18 protein-coding genes are annotated in these 19,677 nt (G+C 65.0%); 5 read left to right on the forward strand and 13 right to left on the reverse strand.

The window, feature by feature from the left end; translation table 11 throughout:
* Positions 1-19: 19 nt before the first annotated feature.
* Both WBP06_RS17180 and WBP06_RS17185 read right to left on the reverse strand, forming a co-directional pair.
* A complete protein-coding gene (locus WBP06_RS17180) occupies positions 20-655 on the reverse strand; it encodes a CoA transferase subunit B (protein ID WP_395330177.1) in 636 nt (211 codons plus the stop codon).
* Entirely contained in the window at positions 656-1,363 is a 708-nt protein-coding gene (locus tag WBP06_RS17185; RefSeq protein WP_395330180.1) for a CoA transferase subunit A, read from the reverse strand.
* Positions 1,364-1,450: 87 nt separating this feature from the next.
* Between WBP06_RS17185 and WBP06_RS17190 the strand changes: the two genes are divergently transcribed.
* Both WBP06_RS17190 and WBP06_RS17195 read left to right on the forward strand, forming a co-directional pair.
* Entirely contained in the window at positions 1,451-2,332 is an 882-nt protein-coding gene (locus WBP06_RS17190; protein WP_395330183.1) for a LysR family transcriptional regulator, read from the forward strand.
* A 120-nt stretch (positions 2,333-2,452) separates the two neighbouring features.
* The gene (locus WBP06_RS17195; RefSeq protein ID WP_395330185.1) at positions 2,453-3,235 is read left to right on the forward strand and encodes a universal stress protein; all 783 of its coding nucleotides are present in this window, start codon (positions 2,453-2,455) and stop codon (positions 3,233-3,235) included.
* Positions 3,236-3,359: 124 nt separating this feature from the next.
* Here the strand turns inward: WBP06_RS17195 and WBP06_RS17200 are convergent, their stop codons facing one another.
* Together WBP06_RS17200 and WBP06_RS17205 are read right to left on the reverse strand one after the other, a co-directional pair.
* Positions 3,360-3,551 (reverse strand): hypothetical protein, encoded by a 192-nt coding sequence (locus WBP06_RS17200; protein WP_395330187.1) that lies wholly within the window; start codon positions 3,549-3,551, stop codon positions 3,360-3,362.
* 80 nt (positions 3,552-3,631) lie between these two features.
* Positions 3,632-3,823 (reverse strand): hypothetical protein, encoded by a 192-nt coding sequence (locus tag WBP06_RS17205; protein ID WP_395330189.1) that lies wholly within the window; start codon positions 3,821-3,823, stop codon positions 3,632-3,634.
* 94 nt (positions 3,824-3,917) lie between these two features.
* Between WBP06_RS17205 and WBP06_RS17210 the strand changes: the two genes are divergently transcribed.
* A complete protein-coding gene (locus tag WBP06_RS17210; RefSeq protein ID WP_395330191.1) occupies positions 3,918-6,230 on the forward strand; it encodes a CDC48 family AAA ATPase in 2,313 nt (770 codons plus the stop codon).
* A 204-nt stretch (positions 6,231-6,434) separates the two neighbouring features.
* Here the strand turns inward: WBP06_RS17210 and WBP06_RS17215 are convergent, their stop codons facing one another.
* The 3 genes from WBP06_RS17215 to polA form a co-directional block, all read right to left on the reverse strand.
* Positions 6,435-7,199 (reverse strand): glutaminyl-peptide cyclotransferase, encoded by a 765-nt coding sequence (locus WBP06_RS17215; protein ID WP_395330193.1) that lies wholly within the window; start codon positions 7,197-7,199, stop codon positions 6,435-6,437.
* A 41-nt stretch (positions 7,200-7,240) separates the two neighbouring features.
* Positions 7,241-8,377 (reverse strand): mechanosensitive ion channel family protein, encoded by a 1,137-nt coding sequence (locus tag WBP06_RS17220; protein ID WP_395330195.1) that lies wholly within the window; start codon positions 8,375-8,377, stop codon positions 7,241-7,243.
* Between the two features lie 223 nt (positions 8,378-8,600).
* On the reverse strand, positions 8,601-11,441 hold the full coding sequence (polA, locus tag WBP06_RS17225) for a DNA polymerase I (RefSeq protein ID WP_395330197.1): 2,841 nt from the start codon (positions 11,439-11,441) through the stop codon (positions 8,601-8,603).
* A 273-nt stretch (positions 11,442-11,714) separates the two neighbouring features.
* Between polA and WBP06_RS17230 the strand changes: the two genes are divergently transcribed.
* Positions 11,715-12,041: a hypothetical protein gene (locus WBP06_RS17230; protein ID WP_395330199.1), complete on the forward strand. Its 327-nt coding sequence runs from the start codon at positions 11,715-11,717 to the stop codon at positions 12,039-12,041.
* A 108-nt stretch (positions 12,042-12,149) separates the two neighbouring features.
* Here the strand turns inward: WBP06_RS17230 and bla are convergent, their stop codons facing one another.
* From bla to WBP06_RS17250, 4 genes are all read right to left on the reverse strand, one after another.
* Positions 12,150-13,184, reverse strand: a complete 1,035-nt coding sequence (bla, locus tag WBP06_RS17235; protein ID WP_395330201.1) for a class A beta-lactamase — start codon at positions 13,182-13,184, stop codon at positions 12,150-12,152.
* Between the two features lie 342 nt (positions 13,185-13,526).
* Positions 13,527-15,170, reverse strand: coding sequence for a chaperonin GroEL (gene groL / locus WBP06_RS17240; protein ID WP_395330203.1), 1,644 nt, complete (start codon positions 15,168-15,170; stop codon positions 13,527-13,529).
* A 117-nt stretch (positions 15,171-15,287) separates the two neighbouring features.
* Positions 15,288-15,575 carry a co-chaperone GroES gene (gene groES / locus WBP06_RS17245; RefSeq protein WP_086492655.1) on the reverse strand — a complete coding sequence of 96 codons (288 nt, stop codon included), beginning with the start codon at positions 15,573-15,575 and terminating at the stop codon, positions 15,288-15,290.
* A 300-nt stretch (positions 15,576-15,875) separates the two neighbouring features.
* Positions 15,876-17,255, reverse strand: coding sequence for an MATE family efflux transporter (locus WBP06_RS17250; RefSeq protein ID WP_395330206.1), 1,380 nt, complete (start codon positions 17,253-17,255; stop codon positions 15,876-15,878).
* A gap of 156 nt (positions 17,256-17,411) precedes the next feature.
* Here WBP06_RS17250 and WBP06_RS17255 point away from each other — a divergent pair, with 156 nt between their 5' ends.
* Entirely contained in the window at positions 17,412-17,837 is a 426-nt protein-coding gene (locus WBP06_RS17255; RefSeq protein ID WP_395330208.1) for a c-type cytochrome, read from the forward strand.
* Between the two features lie 112 nt (positions 17,838-17,949).
* Here the strand turns inward: WBP06_RS17255 and WBP06_RS17260 are convergent, their stop codons facing one another.
* Both WBP06_RS17260 and WBP06_RS17265 read right to left on the reverse strand, forming a co-directional pair.
* Entirely contained in the window at positions 17,950-18,570 is a 621-nt protein-coding gene (locus WBP06_RS17260; protein WP_395330210.1) for a hypothetical protein, read from the reverse strand.
* A 93-nt stretch (positions 18,571-18,663) separates the two neighbouring features.
* Positions 18,664-19,611, reverse strand: a complete 948-nt coding sequence (locus tag WBP06_RS17265; protein ID WP_395330212.1) for a GNAT family N-acetyltransferase — start codon at positions 19,609-19,611, stop codon at positions 18,664-18,666.
* Between the last annotated feature and the right edge of the window lie 66 nt (positions 19,612-19,677).

Consider the following 19,677-nt stretch of genomic DNA (forward strand, 5'->3'; position numbering starts at 1 on the left):
TGCGCCGGTGTCGCGACCCTCAGGTCACATAATGCGCCGTGGTCTTAGCGGCGACTTCGTCGGCCGTCACGTCCGGAGCCAGTTCGATCAGCTTGAACGGGCTTTGATGATCGGGGCGCTGGAACACGGCGAGATCGGTGACGATCATGTCGACCACGTTCTTGCCGGTCAGCGGCAGGGTGCAGGCCGGGATGAACTTCGGATCGCCGTTCTTGGCATTGTGCTCCATGACGACGATGATCTTCTTCACGCCGGCGACGAGGTCCATCGCGCCGCCCATGCCCTTGATCATCTTGCCGGGGATCATCCAGTTGGCGATGTCGCCGTTCTCGGCAATCTCCATCGCGCCCAGCACGGCCAGGTCGATATGGCCGCCACGGATCATGCCGAAGCTGGTGGCGCTGTCGAAATAGGCTGATTGCGGCAGTTCGCTGACGGTCTGCTTGCCGGCGTTGATCAGGTCCGCATCGACTTCATCGGGATAGGGGAACGGCCCGATGCCCAACATGCCGTTTTCGGACTGGAGCGTCACCGTCATGCCGGCCGGCACATGGTTCGCCACCAGCGTGGGGATGCCGATGCCGAGGTTCACGTAGAACCCGTCCTGCAGTTCCTTCGCTGCGCGGGCGGCCATTTCGTCACGAGTCCAGCTCATTTAGGCGGTCTCCCTTTCGCGGGTAGTCGTGAATTCGATCTTCTTGTCGTAAGGCGCACCCAGCACCAGGCGCTGGACGAAGACGCCCGGCAGGTGGATGCCGTCCGGATCGAGCGCGCCGGTGGGGACGATCTCTTCCACTTCCACCACGCAAACCTTGCCGCAGGTGGCGGCGGGCACGTTGAAGTTGCGCGCGGTCTTGCGGAACACGACGTTGCCGCTTTCGTCCGCCTTCCATGCCTTCACCAGGGCGAGGTCGGCGAAGATGCCTTCCTCCAGGATATATTCCTCACCCCGGAAGACCTTCACTTCCTTGCCCTCGGCGATCTGGGTGCCGACGCCGGTCTTGGTGTAGAAGCCGGGAATGCCCGCGCCGCCGGCGCGCATGCGTTCGGCCAAGGTGCCTTGCGGGCAGAATTCGACTTCCAGCTCGCCCGAGAGGAACTGGCGTTCGAACTCCTTGTTCTCGCCCACGTAGGACGAGATCATCTTGGCCACCTGCTTGGTGCGCAGGAGCTTGCCGATGCCTTCGTTGTCGATGCCGGCGTTGTTGGAGGCGAACGTCAGGTTCTTCACGCCCGAATCGCGCACTGCGTCCAGCAGCCGCTCGGGGATGCCGCAAAGGCCGAAGCCCCCGGCGGCGATCAGCAGGCCATCCTTCAGCAGCCCATCCAGCGCGGCATTGGCGCTGGGGTAGATCTTGTTCATGCTGTTCTCCCGTTTGGAAGCGAACCTAGACAGCCAATCCCATTACGAATAGCGATTGTTTTTTATCGGATTCGATAATCAGGCATTATGAAACGTATCGCCCTCTTCCACCTCGAAACGCTGATGTGGATCGATCGGCTCGGCACGTTCGCAGGTGCAGCGCAAAGACTCAATACCACGCAGCCTGCGATCTCTGCCCGCGTGCGCGAGATCGAGGAGCAGCTCGGCGTGCCGTTGTTCCAGCGCGACGGTAGGCGCATGGTGCTGACCGCGCGCGGGCGCCGGCTGGTGGAGGCGGCCGAACCGCTGCGGCAGGGGCTGGAACAGGTCCTGCTGGAGGCCAGCGATTTCGCCGGGGCGACCGGCAATGTACGGATCGGCTCGGGCGAGATCGCGGCGGCCACCTGCCTACCCGGCTTCATCGCCGCAGTGGAGCGCGAAAGGCCGGGGGTGACCATGGAGATCGAGCTGGATCTCACCGCGCGTCTGCTGCAGCAACTGCTGGCCGGCACGCGCGATATCGTGTTCCTGGCCGGGCCGGTGGCAAGTCCCGGCATCCGCATCGCCCCGATCGGTGCGGTGGAGCTGGTCTGGGCGGCGAGCCCCGCGGTGGCGGCGGCGGGCGGGTTTTCCAGCCCGTTGCCGGTATGGTCGCTGCCCGATCATTCGCCGCTCCATGCCGTGACATTGGCGGCTTTCGCGGCTGGCGGGCCCACGCCCCTATCGCTGAACACCTGCAACAATGTGAGGACGTTGATCGAGATCGTCTCCTGCGGGCAGGGCGCCGCCGTACTGCCCGAAACCATGGTGCGGGGGGAACTTGCCCGCGGCACGCTGGTTGAAATCCTGCCCCGGCCGACGCGACGCATCCATTTCGAAGCGGCGATCCGATCCCGAGAGCGCGAGGCCGTCGTGCTCGACCTGTTCGGGCGGGCCGCGCAGCTTTCGATCGACGGCGTGCCGAGTTGAAAAAGCCCGATGCTCAGGCGGATGCGGGAAAATCGGCCGGGGCGATTGAGGCTTTGATCTCGGTCATGGCGGCGGCATATCATACGCCTAAGCTGGACCGGATAGAGACGGAGGAATGCCATGCGCTCGATACTCGTGAACGCCGACCGCAAGCCTGCAAGCGACGCCCGCGTCGATACTGCCATCGAACTGGCGCGGCAGCTTGGCGGCCATGTCACCGTCCTCGTCGACACCCCGGTCTCGCGCTATATCGCCATGGATCCGATGGGCGGCAGCTATGTGATCAGCGAAGCGCTGGATCGCGCCCGTGCCGACGACGATGCCGCCGCGGAAGCGGTGGAAGCCCGGCTGACGCGCGGCGACGTGCCTTTCGAAGTGGTCCGCAGTGAGGATGATCCGGTGCCTGCGCTGGCGGCAGCGGCGCGGCTTGCCGATCTGGTGATCGTTTCGCGATCGAGCGGTATGGTGGGCGAAGTGGCGCTGACCGCCCGCGCGCCGGTGCTGGCGCTTCCCGATGAGCCGAGAGGTAGCCTGCCGATCCGCTGCGCGGTGATCGCATGGGACGGCGGTGAGCAATCGGCGGCCGCGCTCAGGGCATCGATCCCGCTCCTGGCCAGTTGCCCGTCGGTGAAGGTAGTGACGGTGACGGAGAAGCCGGGCGGCTTCCCGGCGACCGATGCGCTGCGTTATCTATCGCGCCACGGCATCCAGGCCGAGTTCGAGGAACTGGCACGGCACGGTTCCACCGAGGAGACGCTGGCCACCGCCGTGCGGCAGGCCCAGGCGGAACTGCTGGTGATGGGCGCCTATGGCAAGAGCCGGATGCGTGAATTCCTGTTCGGCGGGGTTACCGCCTATTTCCTGGCCGATGCCGGGGCGCCGGCGCTGCTGTTCGCGCACTGATTCAGCGCCATTTCGATAAAGCCGGTTCCGCCCGGGCGGGGCCGGCTTTTTACGTGGGGAATCGCCACACAGAGATTGCTCCCGATTCGGTTGGGAGCCGGTGGGAAGCGATTGTGGTGGCATGTCAGATACTAAGCCAGGCAAGGAAATTGCGCGCCGCAGCAGACAACGCTTTCCCACGACGACCACACCCATCGTCATCCATCGCCCTGTCGATTGCGATCGCGTCAATCGTGAGGCTCGATTCACTTTCCAAATGGCTATAAATACGTGATTTTTCTTGAATTACGCAGTGTAGTTCGATGTCGCGCAACATAGGTTGATAGTTTTGCAACTAGAAAATGGCCATTTCGCACTTGCACAATTGGCCGGCCCAAGGCATACAGAACCTGCCTTTCAGGCATCCTCTCCCAAAACTTCCACGGCCCGGTCGGCAACGTCCGGGTCTTTTTTTGTGCCCGGCAGACAGGCCCATTTCCGGCGAAATGGATGCGGTTTGCGTCGCGTGGAGGTTTTCCCGGCGTCATTGCCCGGTATCATGGCCTTATTATTCTTGGGCCTGACCCGTTTGAAATCCTGAAGCCGCATACCTAGCTCCTTGATCACGTTCCCATCGCATCGGCCTTGCCCATCCGGGGGGCCGAGGCGCCAGGACCAGCATCGGGAACTTGAAAGGACACACATGGCGGAAGTCCCAACCCAGGTGGACGAACGGGTGGCCAAGCTGCAAGTCGCGGCGGCCCGTCAGGAAGAAAGCGGCCAGGGCATCGCCCGGCTGTCGCGCGGCTCGCTCTCGGCAATCGGGGCGATGGAAGGCGATGTGCTGGAAGTGACGGGCAAGACCGCGACGGTCGCCCGGGCGGTGCTGGCCTATCCGGAAGATGAAGGGCTGGAAGTGATCCGGCTGGACGGGCTTCAGCGCGTGAACGCGGGGGTCGGCTCGGGCGATCATGTTTCCGTTCGCAAGGCGGAATCGCGGCCCGCGCAACGCGTGGTCTTCGCGCCCGCGCAGAAGGAAATGCGCCTGCAGGGGCCGTCCGCCGCGCTGAAGCGCAACTTCTTCGGCCGTCCGATGGTGCAGGGCGATATCGTTGCCACCACCGGCCAGCAGCAGGTCGCGGACATTCCGCCCGAACTGCGCCGCATGTTCAACGCACCGGCTTTCGCGCTGACGCAGATCCGCCTCAACGTCGTTTCCACCACGCCGCGCGGCATCGTCCACATCGACGAGAATACCGAAGTCGAGCTGCGCGAACTGTTCGAGGAAGCCGACGCTGGGCGCGGCGACGTCAACTATGACGATGTCGGCGGAATGGGCGATACCATCCGCCAACTGCGCGAGATGGTGGAACTGCCGCTGCGCTATCCCGAGCTGTTCACTCGCCTTGGCGTTGCCCCGCCCAAGGGCGTGTTGCTGCATGGCCCGCCGGGTACCGGCAAGACCCGCCTGGCGCAGGCCGTCGCCAACGAGAGCGAGGCCAACTTCTTCTCGATCAACGGGCCCGAAATCATGGGCTCCGGCTATGGCGAGAGCGAGAAGGCGCTGCGCGAGGTGTTCGACCAGGCCGCCAAGGCGGCGCCGGCGATCATCTTCATCGACGAGATCGATTCCATCGCCCCCAAGCGCGACCAGGTTCATGGCGAGGCGGAAAAGCGCCTTGTCGCGCAACTGCTTACGCTGATGGACGGGTTGAACAGCCGCGCCCACGTGGTCGTCATTGCCGCCACCAACCGGCCCGATGCCATCGACGAGGCACTGCGCCGGCCCGGCCGCTTCGATCGCGAGATCGTGATCGGCGTGCCGGACGAGAACGGCCGCCGCGAAATCCTGGGCATCCATACCCGCGGCATGCCGCTGGGCGACAAGGTGGACCTGAAGGAACTGGCACGCACCACGCACGGCTTCGTCGGCGCCGACATCGCCGCGCTGGCGCGCGAAGCCGCGATCGAGGCGGTGCGCCGGATCATGCCCCGGCTCGATCTGGAAGCGCGCACGATCCCGGCCGATGTGCTGGAAAGCCTGCAGGTGATCCGCGAGGACTTCGTGGAGGCGCTGCGCCGGGTGCAGCCGTCCGCGATGCGCGAAGTGATGGTGCAGGTGCCCGATATCGGCTGGTCCGACATCGGCGGCCTCGACGAGGCGCAGCAGAAGCTTCAGGAGGGGATCGAACTTCCGCTCAAGAATCCCGAAGCCTTCCGCAAGCTGGGCATCCGGCCGGCCAAGGGCTTCCTGCTCTATGGCCCTCCCGGCACCGGCAAGACGCTGCTGGCCAAGGCCGTGGCCAAGGAGGCGGAGGCGAACTTCATCTCGATCAAGTCGTCCGACCTCCTGTCCAAGTGGTATGGCGAAAGTGAGCAGCAGATCGCCCGCCTGTTCGCCCGCGCGCGGCAGGTGGCGCCCTGCGTGATCTTCATCGACGAGATCGACAGCCTGGTGCCCGCGCGTGGCGGTAGTTCGATGGGTGAGCCGCAAGTCACGGCACGAGTGGTGAACACCATTCTGGCCGAGATGGACGGGATGGAGGAACTTCAGTCGGTCGTGCTCGTCGGCGCTACCAACCGGCCGACCCTGGTCGATCCGGCGCTCCTCCGCCCCGGTCGCTTTGACGAACTGGTCTATGTCGGCACGCCCGATGAAGGCGGGCGCGTGCATATCCTGGGCATCCACACGGCGAAGATGCCGCTGGCGGACGACGTTTCGCTCAAGGACATCGCTTCGCGGACCGAGCGCTTCACCGGTGCCGATCTGGAAGACGTGGTGCGCCGCGCCGGCCTGATTGCCATCCGCAAGCGTGGGGCCGACGTGGAATCGGTGAACCAGGCCGATTTCGATGAGGCTCTGGAAGACAGCCGCGCCACGGTGACCGAGGAAATGGAATCCGAATACGCGCGGATGAAGGGCGAGTTGAAGAAGCGCGCCATGGAAGTGGTGCCGCTGGGCTTCATTTCGCCGGGCATGGTGGAGCCGACCCGGCCGAAGAAGCACGGCGAGTAACTGGAGGGCAGGGGGCGATCAGCGTCCCCTGCTTTCTCCTGTTTCTGCGACCAATTCCGTTGCCATACATACCCCGTCATCCCTGCAAAGGTGGGGATTCCGCTTGTTCCTGAGAGGGAGCGTGAAGGCAGCGGGGCGCCCGGCTTCGCGAGGGCGACGAGGTTCGTGAACCTCTATCTTTGGAACCTGCCGCCCGTCAGCACCTTACGGGCACATCGGCGTGATCTGGTAGATCCCGTACCAGTTCTTGCCCGTTACCAGGATACGCTTGCCCTTGGCGTCCCAGGCGATGCCGTTCAGCACGGCATCCATCCCGGAAGCACCATCCCCCCGGCGCAGGCCGGAGAAGTCCACCCATGCGGTGACGTGGCCGGTCGCCGGGTCGATACGCGCGACGCGGTCGGTCAGCCAGACGTTCGCCCAGATTTCGCCGTCGATCCATTCCAGTTCGTTGAGATTGTCCACCGGCTTGCCGTCGGCGGTGACCGGGAGACTGGCGGTCTGGCGCATGGTGGCGGGATCGCGCAGGCGCAGGCTGGACGAACCGTCACTTTGGTAGATCACGTTGCCGTCGCGCGTCATGCCCCAGCCTTCGCCTTCGTAGCTGAACGTGCCGATCTGCTTCAGCGTCTTGCGATCCCAGCGGAAACCCTGCCCACCCCGCCAGGTGAGGCTGATGATCTGGTCCTTCCAGTCGATGATGCCCTCACCGAACAGTGCGGGATCGATCTGTGCCTCGTTCAGCGGCTTGGCGTCTTCCAGGGTGCGCACGACGATGCGCGATGCGCCTTCGCGACCGGTGCTCTCATAGAGCAGGCCGTTCGAATAGAAGAGGCCTTCGGTGAAGGCGGTGGGGTCGTGCGGAAAGCTGGCGTCCACGCGGTAGCTGCAGGTCGGCACCGGCGCCGCCTGCACGGGCGTGGTGGCAGTGAGAAGCAGGGCGAGGAGGGCTACGGCGGGGCGGATCATGTGCCAGCGAGTGCCGCAGTCCCACCCGTCTCGCAAGTTCTTTAGCGGGAGGCCCGGCGATCCCCCAGATCGGCCACGGCTTCGGTGATCGAAGGACCGGCCGCCAGTTCCACCGGCGCGACCGGCAAGGTGCGGCGGCGCACCAGCGCCTCGGGCATTTCGCGGCGGATCCAGTCGAGCATGTGTTCGCGCATGGCGCAGCGCAAATCGAACAGCGTCGGCCCGTTACGCGCGCTCATCAGCAGGCGCACTTCCATGGCCTCTGCGCTGTGGTCGGTCACCTGCAAGACCTGCGCGCGGCCATCGAACAGCTGATGGCCGGTGACGGCACGGGTATATTCCTGTCGGATCGGGGCGAGATCGGTGGCGGGATCGAGGTAGATCATCACCGTGCCCAGCAATTGCGATGTGGTCTTGGTCCAGTTCTGGAAGGTATCCTCCAGAAAGCGGGTGGTGGGCACCACCAGTCGGCGCTGGTCCCACAAGTTGACCACCACGTAAGTCGTTCGGATCTCCTCGATTCGGCCCCATTCGCCATCGATGATGACGACATCGTCGATGGTGATCGGCTCGGTCAGCGCCATTTGGAAGCCGCCGATCAGCGCCTTCAGCGCCGGCTGCGCCGCAGCGCCCACCGCCAGGGCGGCAAGGCCGGCGGAAGCCATCAGCGTGGCGCCCACCTTCATCACCCCGGGGATCGAAAACAGCATCAGCGAGACCATCAGGAACACGATCACGAACGTCGCAATGCGGTTGACGATGGCCAGCCGCGTGCGGCGGCGGCGGGCGCGGCGGTTGTCCTCCACGGTGATGTCGGCGCGCAGGGTCATCGCGTCCACCAGCGAATGGAGGATGGCGATGGCGATCCAGCCGACCAGCAGCGGCATGACGAAGCCTGCCACCCGCTCCCAGAAATCGCTGAGCGCGGGCGTCTGCCGGGCGGCGAGGACGATTCCCATGGCCACGAAGGCCCAGCGTGTCGGGCGGACGAGGCGGGCGACCAGAATGTCGTCGGACTGGCTGGCGCTGGACCGGACGATGTGCCGCAATATGCGGAACAGTACGGTATGGGCGACAAGGGCGATGGCGGCGCCGATGGTTCCGGCGATCAGGGCGATCAGGACCTGGGCCGCCCAGTCAGGCAGGGCGCCGACATAGCGTTCGAGAAGCGCGATCATGGAGAAGGAACTATGTTGCAGTGCAACAGTTTCCTCGGATTGCTCATTTCGTCCGGGTTTTGGCCCGATTTACAGACGGCCATCGCCCAAATGCTTCGTCATCCCGGCGAAGGCGGGGATCCCGCTTGTGCTTTGCGAGCGTGGCAAAAGAAAGCGGGGCCCCCGCCTTCGCGGGGGCGACGGAGTGTTGCGGCATCGGGAACCGGTCAGGATCGTAAAGGGCTCAGTGCGCGGCGCCCCAGCTTGCGCCGTGGCCGATTTCCACGCCCAGCGGCACATCCAGCTTCACCGCCGGTTCCGCCGCAGTGGCCATGACGGTGCGGATCACCTCCGACGCCGCCGCCACGTCGCCTTCGGGCAGTTCGAATACCAGTTCGTCGTGCACCTGCAGCAGCATCCGGACATGGCCCAGGCCGGCGTCGGTCAGTGCCGGGACCATGCGGGTCATGGCGCGTTTGATGATGTCGGCGCTGGTGCCCTGGATTGGCGCGTTGATCGCTGCGCGCTCGCTGCCCTGGCGCTCCGCCTGATGCTTCGAATTGATGCGCGGGAACCAGGTCTTCCGGCCGAACAGCGTTTCCGAATAGCCCTTGGTCCGCACGGATTCGAGCGTCTCGTGGATATAGCGCTGGATGCCGGGGAAGCGGTCGAAATAACGGTCGATCATCGCCTGCGCCTCGTCCGCCTCGGTGCCGAGACGGCCGGCCAGGCCCCAACGCGAAATGCCGTAGAGGATCGCGAAGTTGATCGTCTTGGCGCGCCCGCGCGTGTCGCGGTCCACCGTGCCGAACATCTCCATCGCCGTGCGGGCGTGAATGTCCTCGCCATTGGCGAAGGCTTCCTTCAGGCTGGGCACGTCCGCCATGTGCGCGGCAAGCCGCAGTTCGATCTGCGAATAGTCGGCCGACATCAGCACGTTGCCCGGCTCTGCCACGAAGCAATCGCGGATCTGACGGCCGATCTCGGTACGGATCGGGATGTTCTGCAGGTTCGGATCGGTGGACGAAAGCCGCCCGGTCTGCGCGCCGACCAGGCTGTAGCTGGTGTGGACGCGCTGGGTCTTCGGGTTGATCGCGGCCTGAAGCGCCTCGGTATAAGTGGAGCGCAGCTTGGAAAGCTGGCGCCATTCCAGCACCTTGGTGGCGACAACCTCCCCTTCGTTCGCCAGCTTTTCCAGCACCGACTGGTCGGTGGAATACTGGCCGCTCTTGCCCTTCTTGCCGCCCTTGTAGCCCAGCTTGTCGAACAGGATATCGCCCAGCTGCTTGGGGCTGCCGATGGTGAATTCCTGGCCCACCTTGGCGAAGATCTCCGCCTCCAGCGCGCCGATGGCTTCGGCGAACTGGCTGGAGAGGCCGGCCAGCTTTTCACGGTCCACCTTGATGCCGTGCCGCTCCATCTGGGCGACCACCGGGATCAGCGGGCGATCCACCCGCTCATAGATGCGCGTGCCGCTCTCGTCCGAGAGGCGCGGCTTCAGCAGCGCGTGCAGGCGCCAGGTGACATCGGCATCCTCGGCCGCATATTCGGTGGCGCGGACCAGCGGCACTTCGCCGAAGGGGATCGCCTTCTTGCCGGTGCCGCAGATTTCCTTGAACGTCAGCGTCGTGTGGCCAAGGTGGCGTTCTGACAGCTCGTCCATGCCATGGCCGCCGCCGATCCCGTCCAGCGAGCGGCCGGCATCGAGGCAGAAAGAGACGATCATGGTGTCGTCGATCGGCGCCACGTGGATGCCGTGGCGCGCGAAGACGTTAAGGTCGTACTTGATGTTCTGGCCGACCTTGAGCACTGCATCGCTTTCCAGCAGCGGTTTCAGGCGGGCGAGCGCCTCGCCCATCGGCACCTGTTCCGGCTTTTCGGCGAACATGTCGGTGCCGCCGTGGCCCAGCGGGATGTAACAGGCATCGTTGGGGCCGAGCGCAAGGCTGATCCCGGCAAGGTCCGCCTGCATCGAATCGAGCGCCGAAGTCTCGGTATCGATGGCGAGAACGTGGGCGGCGGCGGCGCGGGAAATCCATTCCTCCAATGCGGCCATCGTGGTGACGCAGGCATAGGCGCTGCGGTCTACGGCCGGCCATTCGGGCATCGGCTGTCGCGCGGCACCTTCGGCGGGGCCGCTGGCGGCGGTCACCGGCTTGGATGGGTTGAGCTGGGTGTTGCGTTCGGGGCTGCCGTGGCCGCCGTCCAGACGCTTCAGCAGGCTGGTGAAGCCATGGCGGCCCAGGAACTCTGCCAGCGGTGCGGGCGGGATCGCGTCCAGCTTGAACTGGTCGAGCGCCATCGGCAGCACGCAGTCTTCCTTCAGCGTTACCAGCACCTTGGACAGCCGGGCCTGCCCGGCCTGCTCGATCAAGCGCTCCTGCAGCTTCGACTTCTTCATCGAAGGCGCGGCGGCGAGCGCGGATTCGAGGTCGCCATAGTCCTGGATCAGCTTCGACGCGGTCTTGGGGCCGACGCCGAAGACGCCGGGCACGTTATCGACTGAGTCCCCCATCAGAGCCAGCACGTCGCCCACCTTTTCAGGCGGCACGCCGAACTTTTCGACCACTTCGGGAATGTCGATCCGCTGGTTCTTCATCGTGTCCAGCATGTCGACGCAGCCGCCGCCGACGCCGCACTTGCCGACCAGCTGCATCAGGTCCTTGTCGGAGGAGACGATCGTCACGTCCCAGCCCTGCGCGGTGGCAGCGCGGGCATAGGATGCGATCAGGTCGTCCGCCTCGAAGCCCGCTTCCTCGATGCAGGGCAGCGAGAACGCGCGGGTGGCGTCGCGGATCAGCGGGAACTGGGGGACCAGATCTTCGGGTGGCGGCGGACGGTTGGCCTTGTAATCCTCATAGATGTCGTTGCGGAACGAATGGCTGCCGGCATCGAGGATCACCGCAAGGTGCGTCGGTCCGTCGGCCTTGTTCAGGTCTTCGGCCAGCTTCCACAGCATCGTCGTATAGCCGTAGACCGCGCCTACGGGCGTTCCTTCCGGGTTGGTCAGCGGCGGCAGGCGGTGATAGGCGCGGAAGATGTAGGCCGAGCCGTCGACGAGATAGAGATGCTGCTTGGAATCCATAGGCAACCCGTAGCAGTGCCGGCGCGGCGCGTCAGCAGGGCAGTGGCGGGCACCCACTGCAATCTTCGCCGGAATAATCTTCGTGGATCAATCGTCATGGGGCGGGGAACCACGCGTCGATTCCGCCGTTTCGCTGCGAATGCTTGAAACGCGACGTGTCGCGGCTTAATCCTGCGCGTCCTGAATGGGAGCGAGATCGGCCCCCCACGCCGCGCCGTATCCGCGGACGGCATCCGGAATCGACGACTTCAGCAACGAGGGAAGACTGAAAACATGCGCAAGACCCTGATCGCCGTGACTGCCGCCGCCGCGGCCCTTTCGCTGGCCGCCTGCTCGCAGAAGACGCAGGATGCCGCCAGCGATACCGTGACCTCCGCTGCCGAGGACGTGTCGCAGGCTGCCGACGATATGGGCGATGCGGTCGACACCGCCGGCGACAAGGCCGCGCAGGCTGCCGACGACACCAAGGGTGCCGCCAGCGAAGCCGCCAAGAGCGCCGAGAAGACCCTTGACGACACCGCTGCCGACGCGGCTGCCGCTGCCGCCGACGTCACCAATGCCGAGGGCGAGCCGCACGATTCGACTGCGCCTCAGCACTGAGGATGACAGCCCGGGCTTCGGCCCGGGCCACGCCTCAAGGGAATGGGGCCAAACGAAAAGGCCCACCGGAGCGATCCGGCGGGCCTTTTCGTTTGGTGGTGTCGCGTCTCAGCGAGAGGCGGATGCGGTCCGGCGATAACTGCCGGCGTCGGCCAGGTAGCCTTCGTAGACGGTGCGCGCGATGCTGGCGATGCGGGCTTCGCGGGCCGGGCGGCTGCCCTGTCCGGTCACGTAGATCGCCACGGCATAGGCGCGGCCGTCGGACGTTTCGATGAAGCCGATGTCGCTGGAGGTGTTGTTGAGCGAACCGGTCTTGTGCGAGACGCTGACGCCGCTGGGCAGGCCGGCGCGGATGCGGTTGCGGCCGGTGACGCAACGGCTCATCGCGCCCATCAGCACGCTGCGGCTTTCGGGGGTCAGCCACTTGCCCTGATAGATGCCGGTCAGCAGTTCGACCATGGCGAGCGGCGTGGCGCTGTCGCGCTTGTCGACCACCTTGGCAGGGTTGATCGCGCCATCGTCACGTACCAGGGTGGCGATGTCATGGTCGATATGCCAGTCGTCGATCCCGGCACGGCGCACCCACGCGTTGACCGCGGCCGGCCCGCCGACGACTTTCAGCAGTGCGTCGGTCGCGTAGTTGTTGGAGCGGGTGATCATCAGTTCCATCAACTGGCGCGCCGACATGTAGGCGCCGGGGCGAACCGGGGCGACTGCGCTGGAAAACGGTGCGGAGGCAACCGGGATCATCAGCGGATATTCGCTGGAGAGGCTCCACTTGCCCTTGTCCACGCCTTCCAGGAACGTCGCGGCGATGGCGACCTTGCTGGTGCTGGCCATGGGGAAGCGCTGGTTGCCCATCACGTCCACGATCCGTCCGGTCGAAAGGTCGACGGCGGCAACGCCGATGCGGCCCTGCGATCCTTCGGCAACCCCGGCAAGGCGCCGTTCGAAATCATCCGGCGTGCGCGGCGCGCGCAATTCGGTGCCGAACACCGAATCGAACGAATCCTGCACATCGCTCATGTTGCCCGCATGGGCAGGCGCCAAGGAAACCGCGCCAGCGGCGACGATGGTTGCGACCTTGATGAAGCGCTGCGTGCCGGCAAGGCACCGCGTCAGGAGTGTGTCTGCCCCGATCATGCAGAACCCGCCCTTACCTTTCTGATTTTCCCGCAGGGTTAACCCACCGGTGAGAATAATTCGAATTCGATAAAGCGCCAGCGTTGCGCGACGAATTGCATGGCCCATGCGGGCAATTGCGGGAACTCGTTCAATCCTATCATCGCAAGGACCGATTCAGATTCGTTTGAATCAGTTTAAAAATGCACATTCGACGATTTCGTCGCCGCACCGTTCCAAGATTACGCGGGCCTGTTCTTGCCGAAAACGGGGGAGGGGCAGGGGGCGCTGCCGCAATAACGAAAAGGGCCGGAAGGATCGCTCCTTCCGGCCCCAATTCGCGTTGGTGACGCGGGTGGCTTTTTAGAAGCCGCCCATGCCGCCCATGCCGCCCATGTCGGGCATTGCCGGCATGGCGGGCTTGTCGTCGGCCTTTTCGCTGATCGCCGCTTCGGTGGTGATCAGGAGACCGGCGACCGAAGCCGCATCCTGCAGCGCGGTGCGCACGACCTTGGTCGGGTCGATGACGCCGGCGGCGACGAGGTTTTCATAGACGTCGGTCGCGGCGTTGAAGCCCAGCGATTCGTCCGAACCGTCAAGCAGCTTGCCGGCGACGACGGCGCCGTCGTGGCCCGCGTTCTCGGCGATCTGCTTCAGCGGCGCGGTGATCGCCTTGCGGACGATGTCGACGCCACGGGTCTGGTCGTCGTTGGCGCCGGTCAGGCCGTCGAGGGCGCGCGTTGCGTAGAGCAGCGCGGTGCCGCCACCGGGGACGATGCCTTCTTCAACGGCAGCGCGGGTCGCGTGGAGAGCGTCGTCGACGCGGTCCTTGCGTTCCTTCACTTCGACTTCGGTCGCACCGCCGACCTTGATGACGGCCACGCCGCCAGCAAGCTTGGCCAGACGCTCCTGGAGCTTCTCGCGGTCGTAGTCGCTGGTGGTGACTTCGATCTGGGCACGGATCTGCTCGACGCGGCCCTTGATGTCGTCAGCCGCACCGGCGCCGTCGACGATGACCGTGTTGTCCTTGTCGATGGTGACCTTCTTGGCCTGGCCGAGCATGCCGAGCGTGACGCTCTCAAGCTTGATGCCGAGGTCTTCCGAGATCATCTCGCCGGCGGTCAGCGTGGCGATGTCGCCCAGCATGGCCTTGCGGCGATCGCCGAAGCCCGGAGCCTTGACGGCAGCGATCTTCAGGCCGCCACGCAGCTTGTTGACGACGAGCGTGGCAAGGGCTTCACCCTCGATGTCCTCGGCGATGATGAGGAGCGGACGGCCCGACTGCACCACGGCTTCCAAGATCGGAAGCAGCGCCTGGAGCGACGAGAGCTTCTTTTCGTGGATGAGGATGTACGGGTTTTCGAGTTCGACCGTCATCTTCTCGGGGTTGGTGACGAAGTAGGGCGACAGGTAGCCGCGATCGAACTGCATGCCTTCGACGACATCGAGTTCGAATTCGAGACCCTTGGCCTCTTCGACGGTGATGACGCCTTCCTTGCCGACCTTTTCCATGGCTTCGGCGATCTTTTCGCCGACTTCCACGTCACCGTTGGCGGAGATCACGCCGACCTGGGCGATTTCCGAAGAACCGGCAACGGCCTTCGAACGGCCCTTGATGTTCTCGATGACCTTGCCGACGGCGAGGTCGATGCCGCGCTTCAGGTCCATCGGGTTCATGCCAGCGGCAACCGACTTCATGCCTTCGCGCACGATCGCCTGGGCGAGAACGGTCGCGGTGGTGGTGCCGTCACCGGCTGCGTCGTTGGCCTTCGAGGCCACTTCGCGCAGCATCTGGGCGCCCATGTTCTCGAACTTGTCCTTGAGTTCGATTTCCTTGGCGACCGAAACACCGTCCTTGGTGATGCGGGGAGCGCCGAAGCTCTTCTCGATCACGACGTTGCGGCCCTTGGGGCCCAGGGTCACCTTGACGGCATTGGCGAGGGTGTCGACGCCGGCGAGAATGCGTTCACGCGCGTCGCGGCCGAACTTTACGTCCTTGGCTGCCATTTCGAATTCCTTTGATTTCGTCATCCCAGCGGAAACTGGGACCGCTATCGGTTTGAACTATCTCTGCGATGTTCGGTCAGAACACCGCGATCCTGACTTTCGTCAGGACGGTCGTGATCAGCCGATCACGCCCAGAATGTCCGATTCCTTCATGATCAGCAGGTCTTCACCGCCAACCTTGACTTCGGTGCCCGACCACTTGCCGAACAGCACGCGGTCGCCAACCTTGACGTCGAGGGGGGTGATGGTGCCGTTTTCAGCGCGGGCGCCGGTGCCGACGGCGACGATTTCGCCTTCAGCCGGCTTTTCCTTGGCGCTGTCGGGGATGATGATGCCACCGGCCGTCTTTTCTTCGGCCTCGACGCGGCGCACGAGAACACGGTCGTGCAGCGGGCGGAAAGTCATGGGATTCTCCCTTATCCTACGAACTAAAAGGGCAAGAAACTGGAATTGGCACTCTGGTGTGCAGAGTGCCAATGGCCGGGGATATGGTTCGCCCCCGGGGTCTCGTCAAGCGATGACCCGCCAAAAATTTTCAAACTGGTTTAGGGGCGGGATGAGACGAGTGCGTGACGGTTGGTTTTGGAAATGCGCTGCGGGCGCATTTCGCGGCACCGGCCCTCTCCCTCACCCGATCCCCCACAAAGTGTACCCTGTTGGGCGGTCGGGCGGGGAGAGGGCCGGTGCCGCTTTGAAAAGCCCTTCTCACATCGGTGCGAGGTGGAACCGCTCGCGCCAGTGCCAGCGCATCAGCAGCAGGATGGCCGCGGCGGTCAGCCCCACGGCAAGGCCGATCCATACGCCCACGCCCTCCAGCGGGGTGAACAGGCCGAGCGCGGCCGAGGTCGCGAAGCCCGCCACCCAGTAGCCGAACAGCGCGATCATCATCGGTACGCGCGTATCCTGAATGCCGCGCAGCGCGCCGGCGACGACCGCCTGCAGTCCGTCGGTCAGCTGGAATATCGCCGCCACGAATAGGAATTGCAGCGCAAAGGCGACCAGTACGGCGTTGTCTGGCGCGCTGACGTCGACATAGGCGGAAAGGATGAAGCGGGGGAAGATCAGCATCGTCGATGCCGAAACGATCATGAACGCCATGGCGATGGCGATCGCCGCGCTGCCGGCATGGCCCACGCCAAGCTTGTTGCCCGCGCCGTAGTGATAGCCGACGCGGATCGTGGCCGCCTGCCCCACGCCGAAGGGCACCTGGAATGCGAAGGCGGCGATCTGGAGGGCAACGGTGTGCGCGGCCAGTTGCGCCTCGCCAAGTCGGCCCATCAGGAAGGCGGCGCCGGAGAACAGGCCGCCCTCGGCAATCAGCGTCGCCGCGATGGGCAGGCCGAGTGTCAGGATCTGGCGCATCCGCTCGGTCTCGGCGCGCCAGAAGCGGCCGAACACGTGGAAGCGCCGCAGCTTGCGGTCGGTGGAGATGGCAAGCGCATAGGCCAGCACGCTGACAAGGGCGGTGGTGATGCTCGACAAGGCGGAGCCGGTCAGCCCCAGCGCAGGAAAGCCGAAGTGGCCAAACACCAGCGTATAGTTGCCCAGCACGTTGACCAGGATCGACAGCGCCGTGATCATGGTCGCGAAGAACGGCCGGCCCAGCGCGGAGACGAAAGTGCGCAGCACGTTGGCGACGGCCATCGGCACGATGGCAATGGACAGCACGCGGATGAAGTGGCCGGAAAGCTCGATCACGTCCGGGTCCTGCCCGGTCAGCCGCATGAAGGCGCCGCCGAACATGCAGAGGGCGATGCAGGCGATGCCAACCAGTATCGCGATCCACAGCGCCATGCGGGTGGAGCGCCGCACTTCGCGCACGGAATTGCGGCGGCGGCCGATCTCGGCGGCGATCAGCGGGGCGACCGCGCCGGTCACGCCGTTCAGTCCCATCGCCAGCAGCGCGACGATGGCGACGGCAAGGCTCGCGGCCGCAAGAGCCTGCTGGCCAAGGCGCGCGACGAAGATCACGTCGGTGGCGAAGACCGCCATCTGCAGCAGGTTGGCAAGAGCAAGCGGGCCTGCAAGGCGCAGGGTGGCCGCCAGTTCGGCACGGAAGGTGGAGGGCAGGTCGCGTGTCGCCATGGTCGGTGGGCGATAGGCTTTCGAGCGTACGAACGAAAGCGGATTTGTCACGGCGGGAAAGACAGGGACTTGCGCTGGATCAGTAACTTCCCTTCGAGGCTCGGGCATAATACGAGGTGCCGCAAAGAGAAGACAGGCCAGACCGGAGTTTCCCCCATGCATGTAAGATCGATGATTGCCGCGCTGCCGTTCGTGCTGTTGGCGGCGTGCGGCGGTTCGGGGGAGGACAAGCAGGCGGCATCGCCCGCGACGACGACGGCGCCTGAACCGGTTGCGACCACGGGAGCGGCCGATACCGCGCCCCCAGCCTTTGCGATCTGCCGTTCGTGTCATTCGGTAGAGGCGGGGCGCAACGGCGTCGGCCCCACGCTGCACGGCATTGTCGGCAGCAAGGCGGGCGATGTGGCCGGCTTCCCGTTCAGCCCGGCGCTCAAGCAGTCGGGCATCACCTGGGATCGTCAGTCGCTGGATACCTGGTTGCAGGGGCCGATGAAGATGGTGCCGGGCACGCGGATGGTGATCGCCGTTCCCGATGCGGAGAAGCGCAAGGCGATCATCGATTATCTCGAAAAGCAGAAGTAGCTTCGCCAATGAAAAAGGGCGCCGCCGCGACATGGGAGCGGCGGCGCCCTTTCATCCGGTCTTCCGAGGGGTGGCCAAGGGGGTTGGCTATGCGGAAGACCGGGGAAGAGGGTCAGATCGTATTGGCGGGCACGGCTTGCCGGGGCTGTTCGACCGCGCGTTCTACCGGCCTTTCGGCCTTTGCGGGGATTGCCTTGGTCGAAGGCGATGCCGCCTCGCACGAATCCGATGCCGCCTGCGTCATCTTTGGCGCCGCGCCGGAACCGTCCGAACTGTAGGAGACCGAGCGGGTACAGCCATTGGCGTCCGTGCTCGACGAATAGTAGGTCACTTGCGCGCCCTTGGGCATGTCACCGGTCATGACGAGGCCTGGGGTAGCCTGTTGAGCGTCACCCCGGGCGACGGCTTGCTGCTGCATCTGCGCCGCATGGGCCTGCATCATCGCCGCCTGCTGCATCATCGCATTCATGCGTGCGTCCATGATCGCGGAGATGCGGTCCATTTCCGCGAAGGGATTGGCCATCACGGGCATCGACGCGGCTTGCGCCTGATCGACGGGGACGACCTCGACCTTGGGGGCGACATCGCCGGAATACTGAACCTGCACCACGGACCCGTCGGGGGCGTTGACGTTCATCGTGTGCAGCTTGGCCGTCGCAGCTTCGGCCACGCCCGCGCCCAGCAGGGCCAGCGCGGCGGCGCCGAGAAGATACTTTTTCGAAGGCATTCGCATGAGGGGGCAACCTCCTTCGTGACTCGTCCTCTGCCGGTGGCAAGCTGCTCCGCCGAAGCTGAACGCCAGATTACCCATGTGCGTCCGGCCTGTTCAGAGTGGATGGATCATGGCCACGTCGCACCGCTCATAACGGGCGCCGTATCGCGCCATGATCCCGGCATCGTGGCGGAAGCCCAGCTTTTCGTAGAGGTGGATCGCCGCCTCGCACTTCCTGTTGGTCAGCAGGTAGAGCGGATCGGCGCCCATTTCGCGGGCGCGGGTGATCATGGCGTCGAGCAGGAATTCGCCGGCCTTCAGGCCTCGCGCGGAGGCGCGGACGCCCATCTTGGTTAGTTCGTAGGCGTGCTCGCCGGTCTTCTGCAACGCACAGGTGCCGACCACGCCCAATCCTTCCGCCTCGACGAACAGGATCGTGCCGCCGGGTTCGACGATGCGCGCGCGGGGGTTTTCCAGCACCTCCCGGTCGGTGGGCTCAAGGCGGAACATCGCCTGGATCCACTCGGCATTGACGTCGTGGAATTCGCGGGCGAGATCGTCGGAGAACTCCCGGATGGTGAGACGCGGCTGGCCCAGCCGCGCGTGGCGTTCGACCATCGAGGATTGGGAGAGCGACGTCTCGACCCGGGTGATGTGGTCCAGCAGTTCGGCGGTGCGGCCATCGCACATCTCGTCCACCGCGCGGCCGACGCCGGGCCAGACGTGCATCTTCACCCGCGCCATTGCCGCCTTGCCCTGCGCGGTCAGCGAGAGCAGGCGCTGGCGCAAGTCGGCGCCGGGGTTGGCTTCCACCAGGCCGAGTTCGGTGAGTTGCCCGATCGCGCGCGTGACGCCGGGCTGGCTGGAGCCGATTGCCTCGGCCAACTGGCCCACGGTCATGTCTGCGGTGTCGAGCGCGGCGAGCAGGGGGATCTGGCTGGGTTGCATGGGCAGGCCCGCATCCTCGATGATTCGTGCCGCGTCGCCCTGAAGTCGTTCGGCCAGGCGCTTCATGCGGCTGCCGAGAAGGATGCCGCCCAGATCGGCGATGACGTCGGTCATTCGAATCGCCATATCACGTTATATATCGTGTTATGGATATATCCGGGCGGGGTCAAGAGCGATGGT

The organism is Novosphingobium mississippiense (genome assembly GCF_044029535.1).
Classification (GTDB): Bacteria; Pseudomonadota; Alphaproteobacteria; order Sphingomonadales; family Sphingomonadaceae; genus Novosphingobium.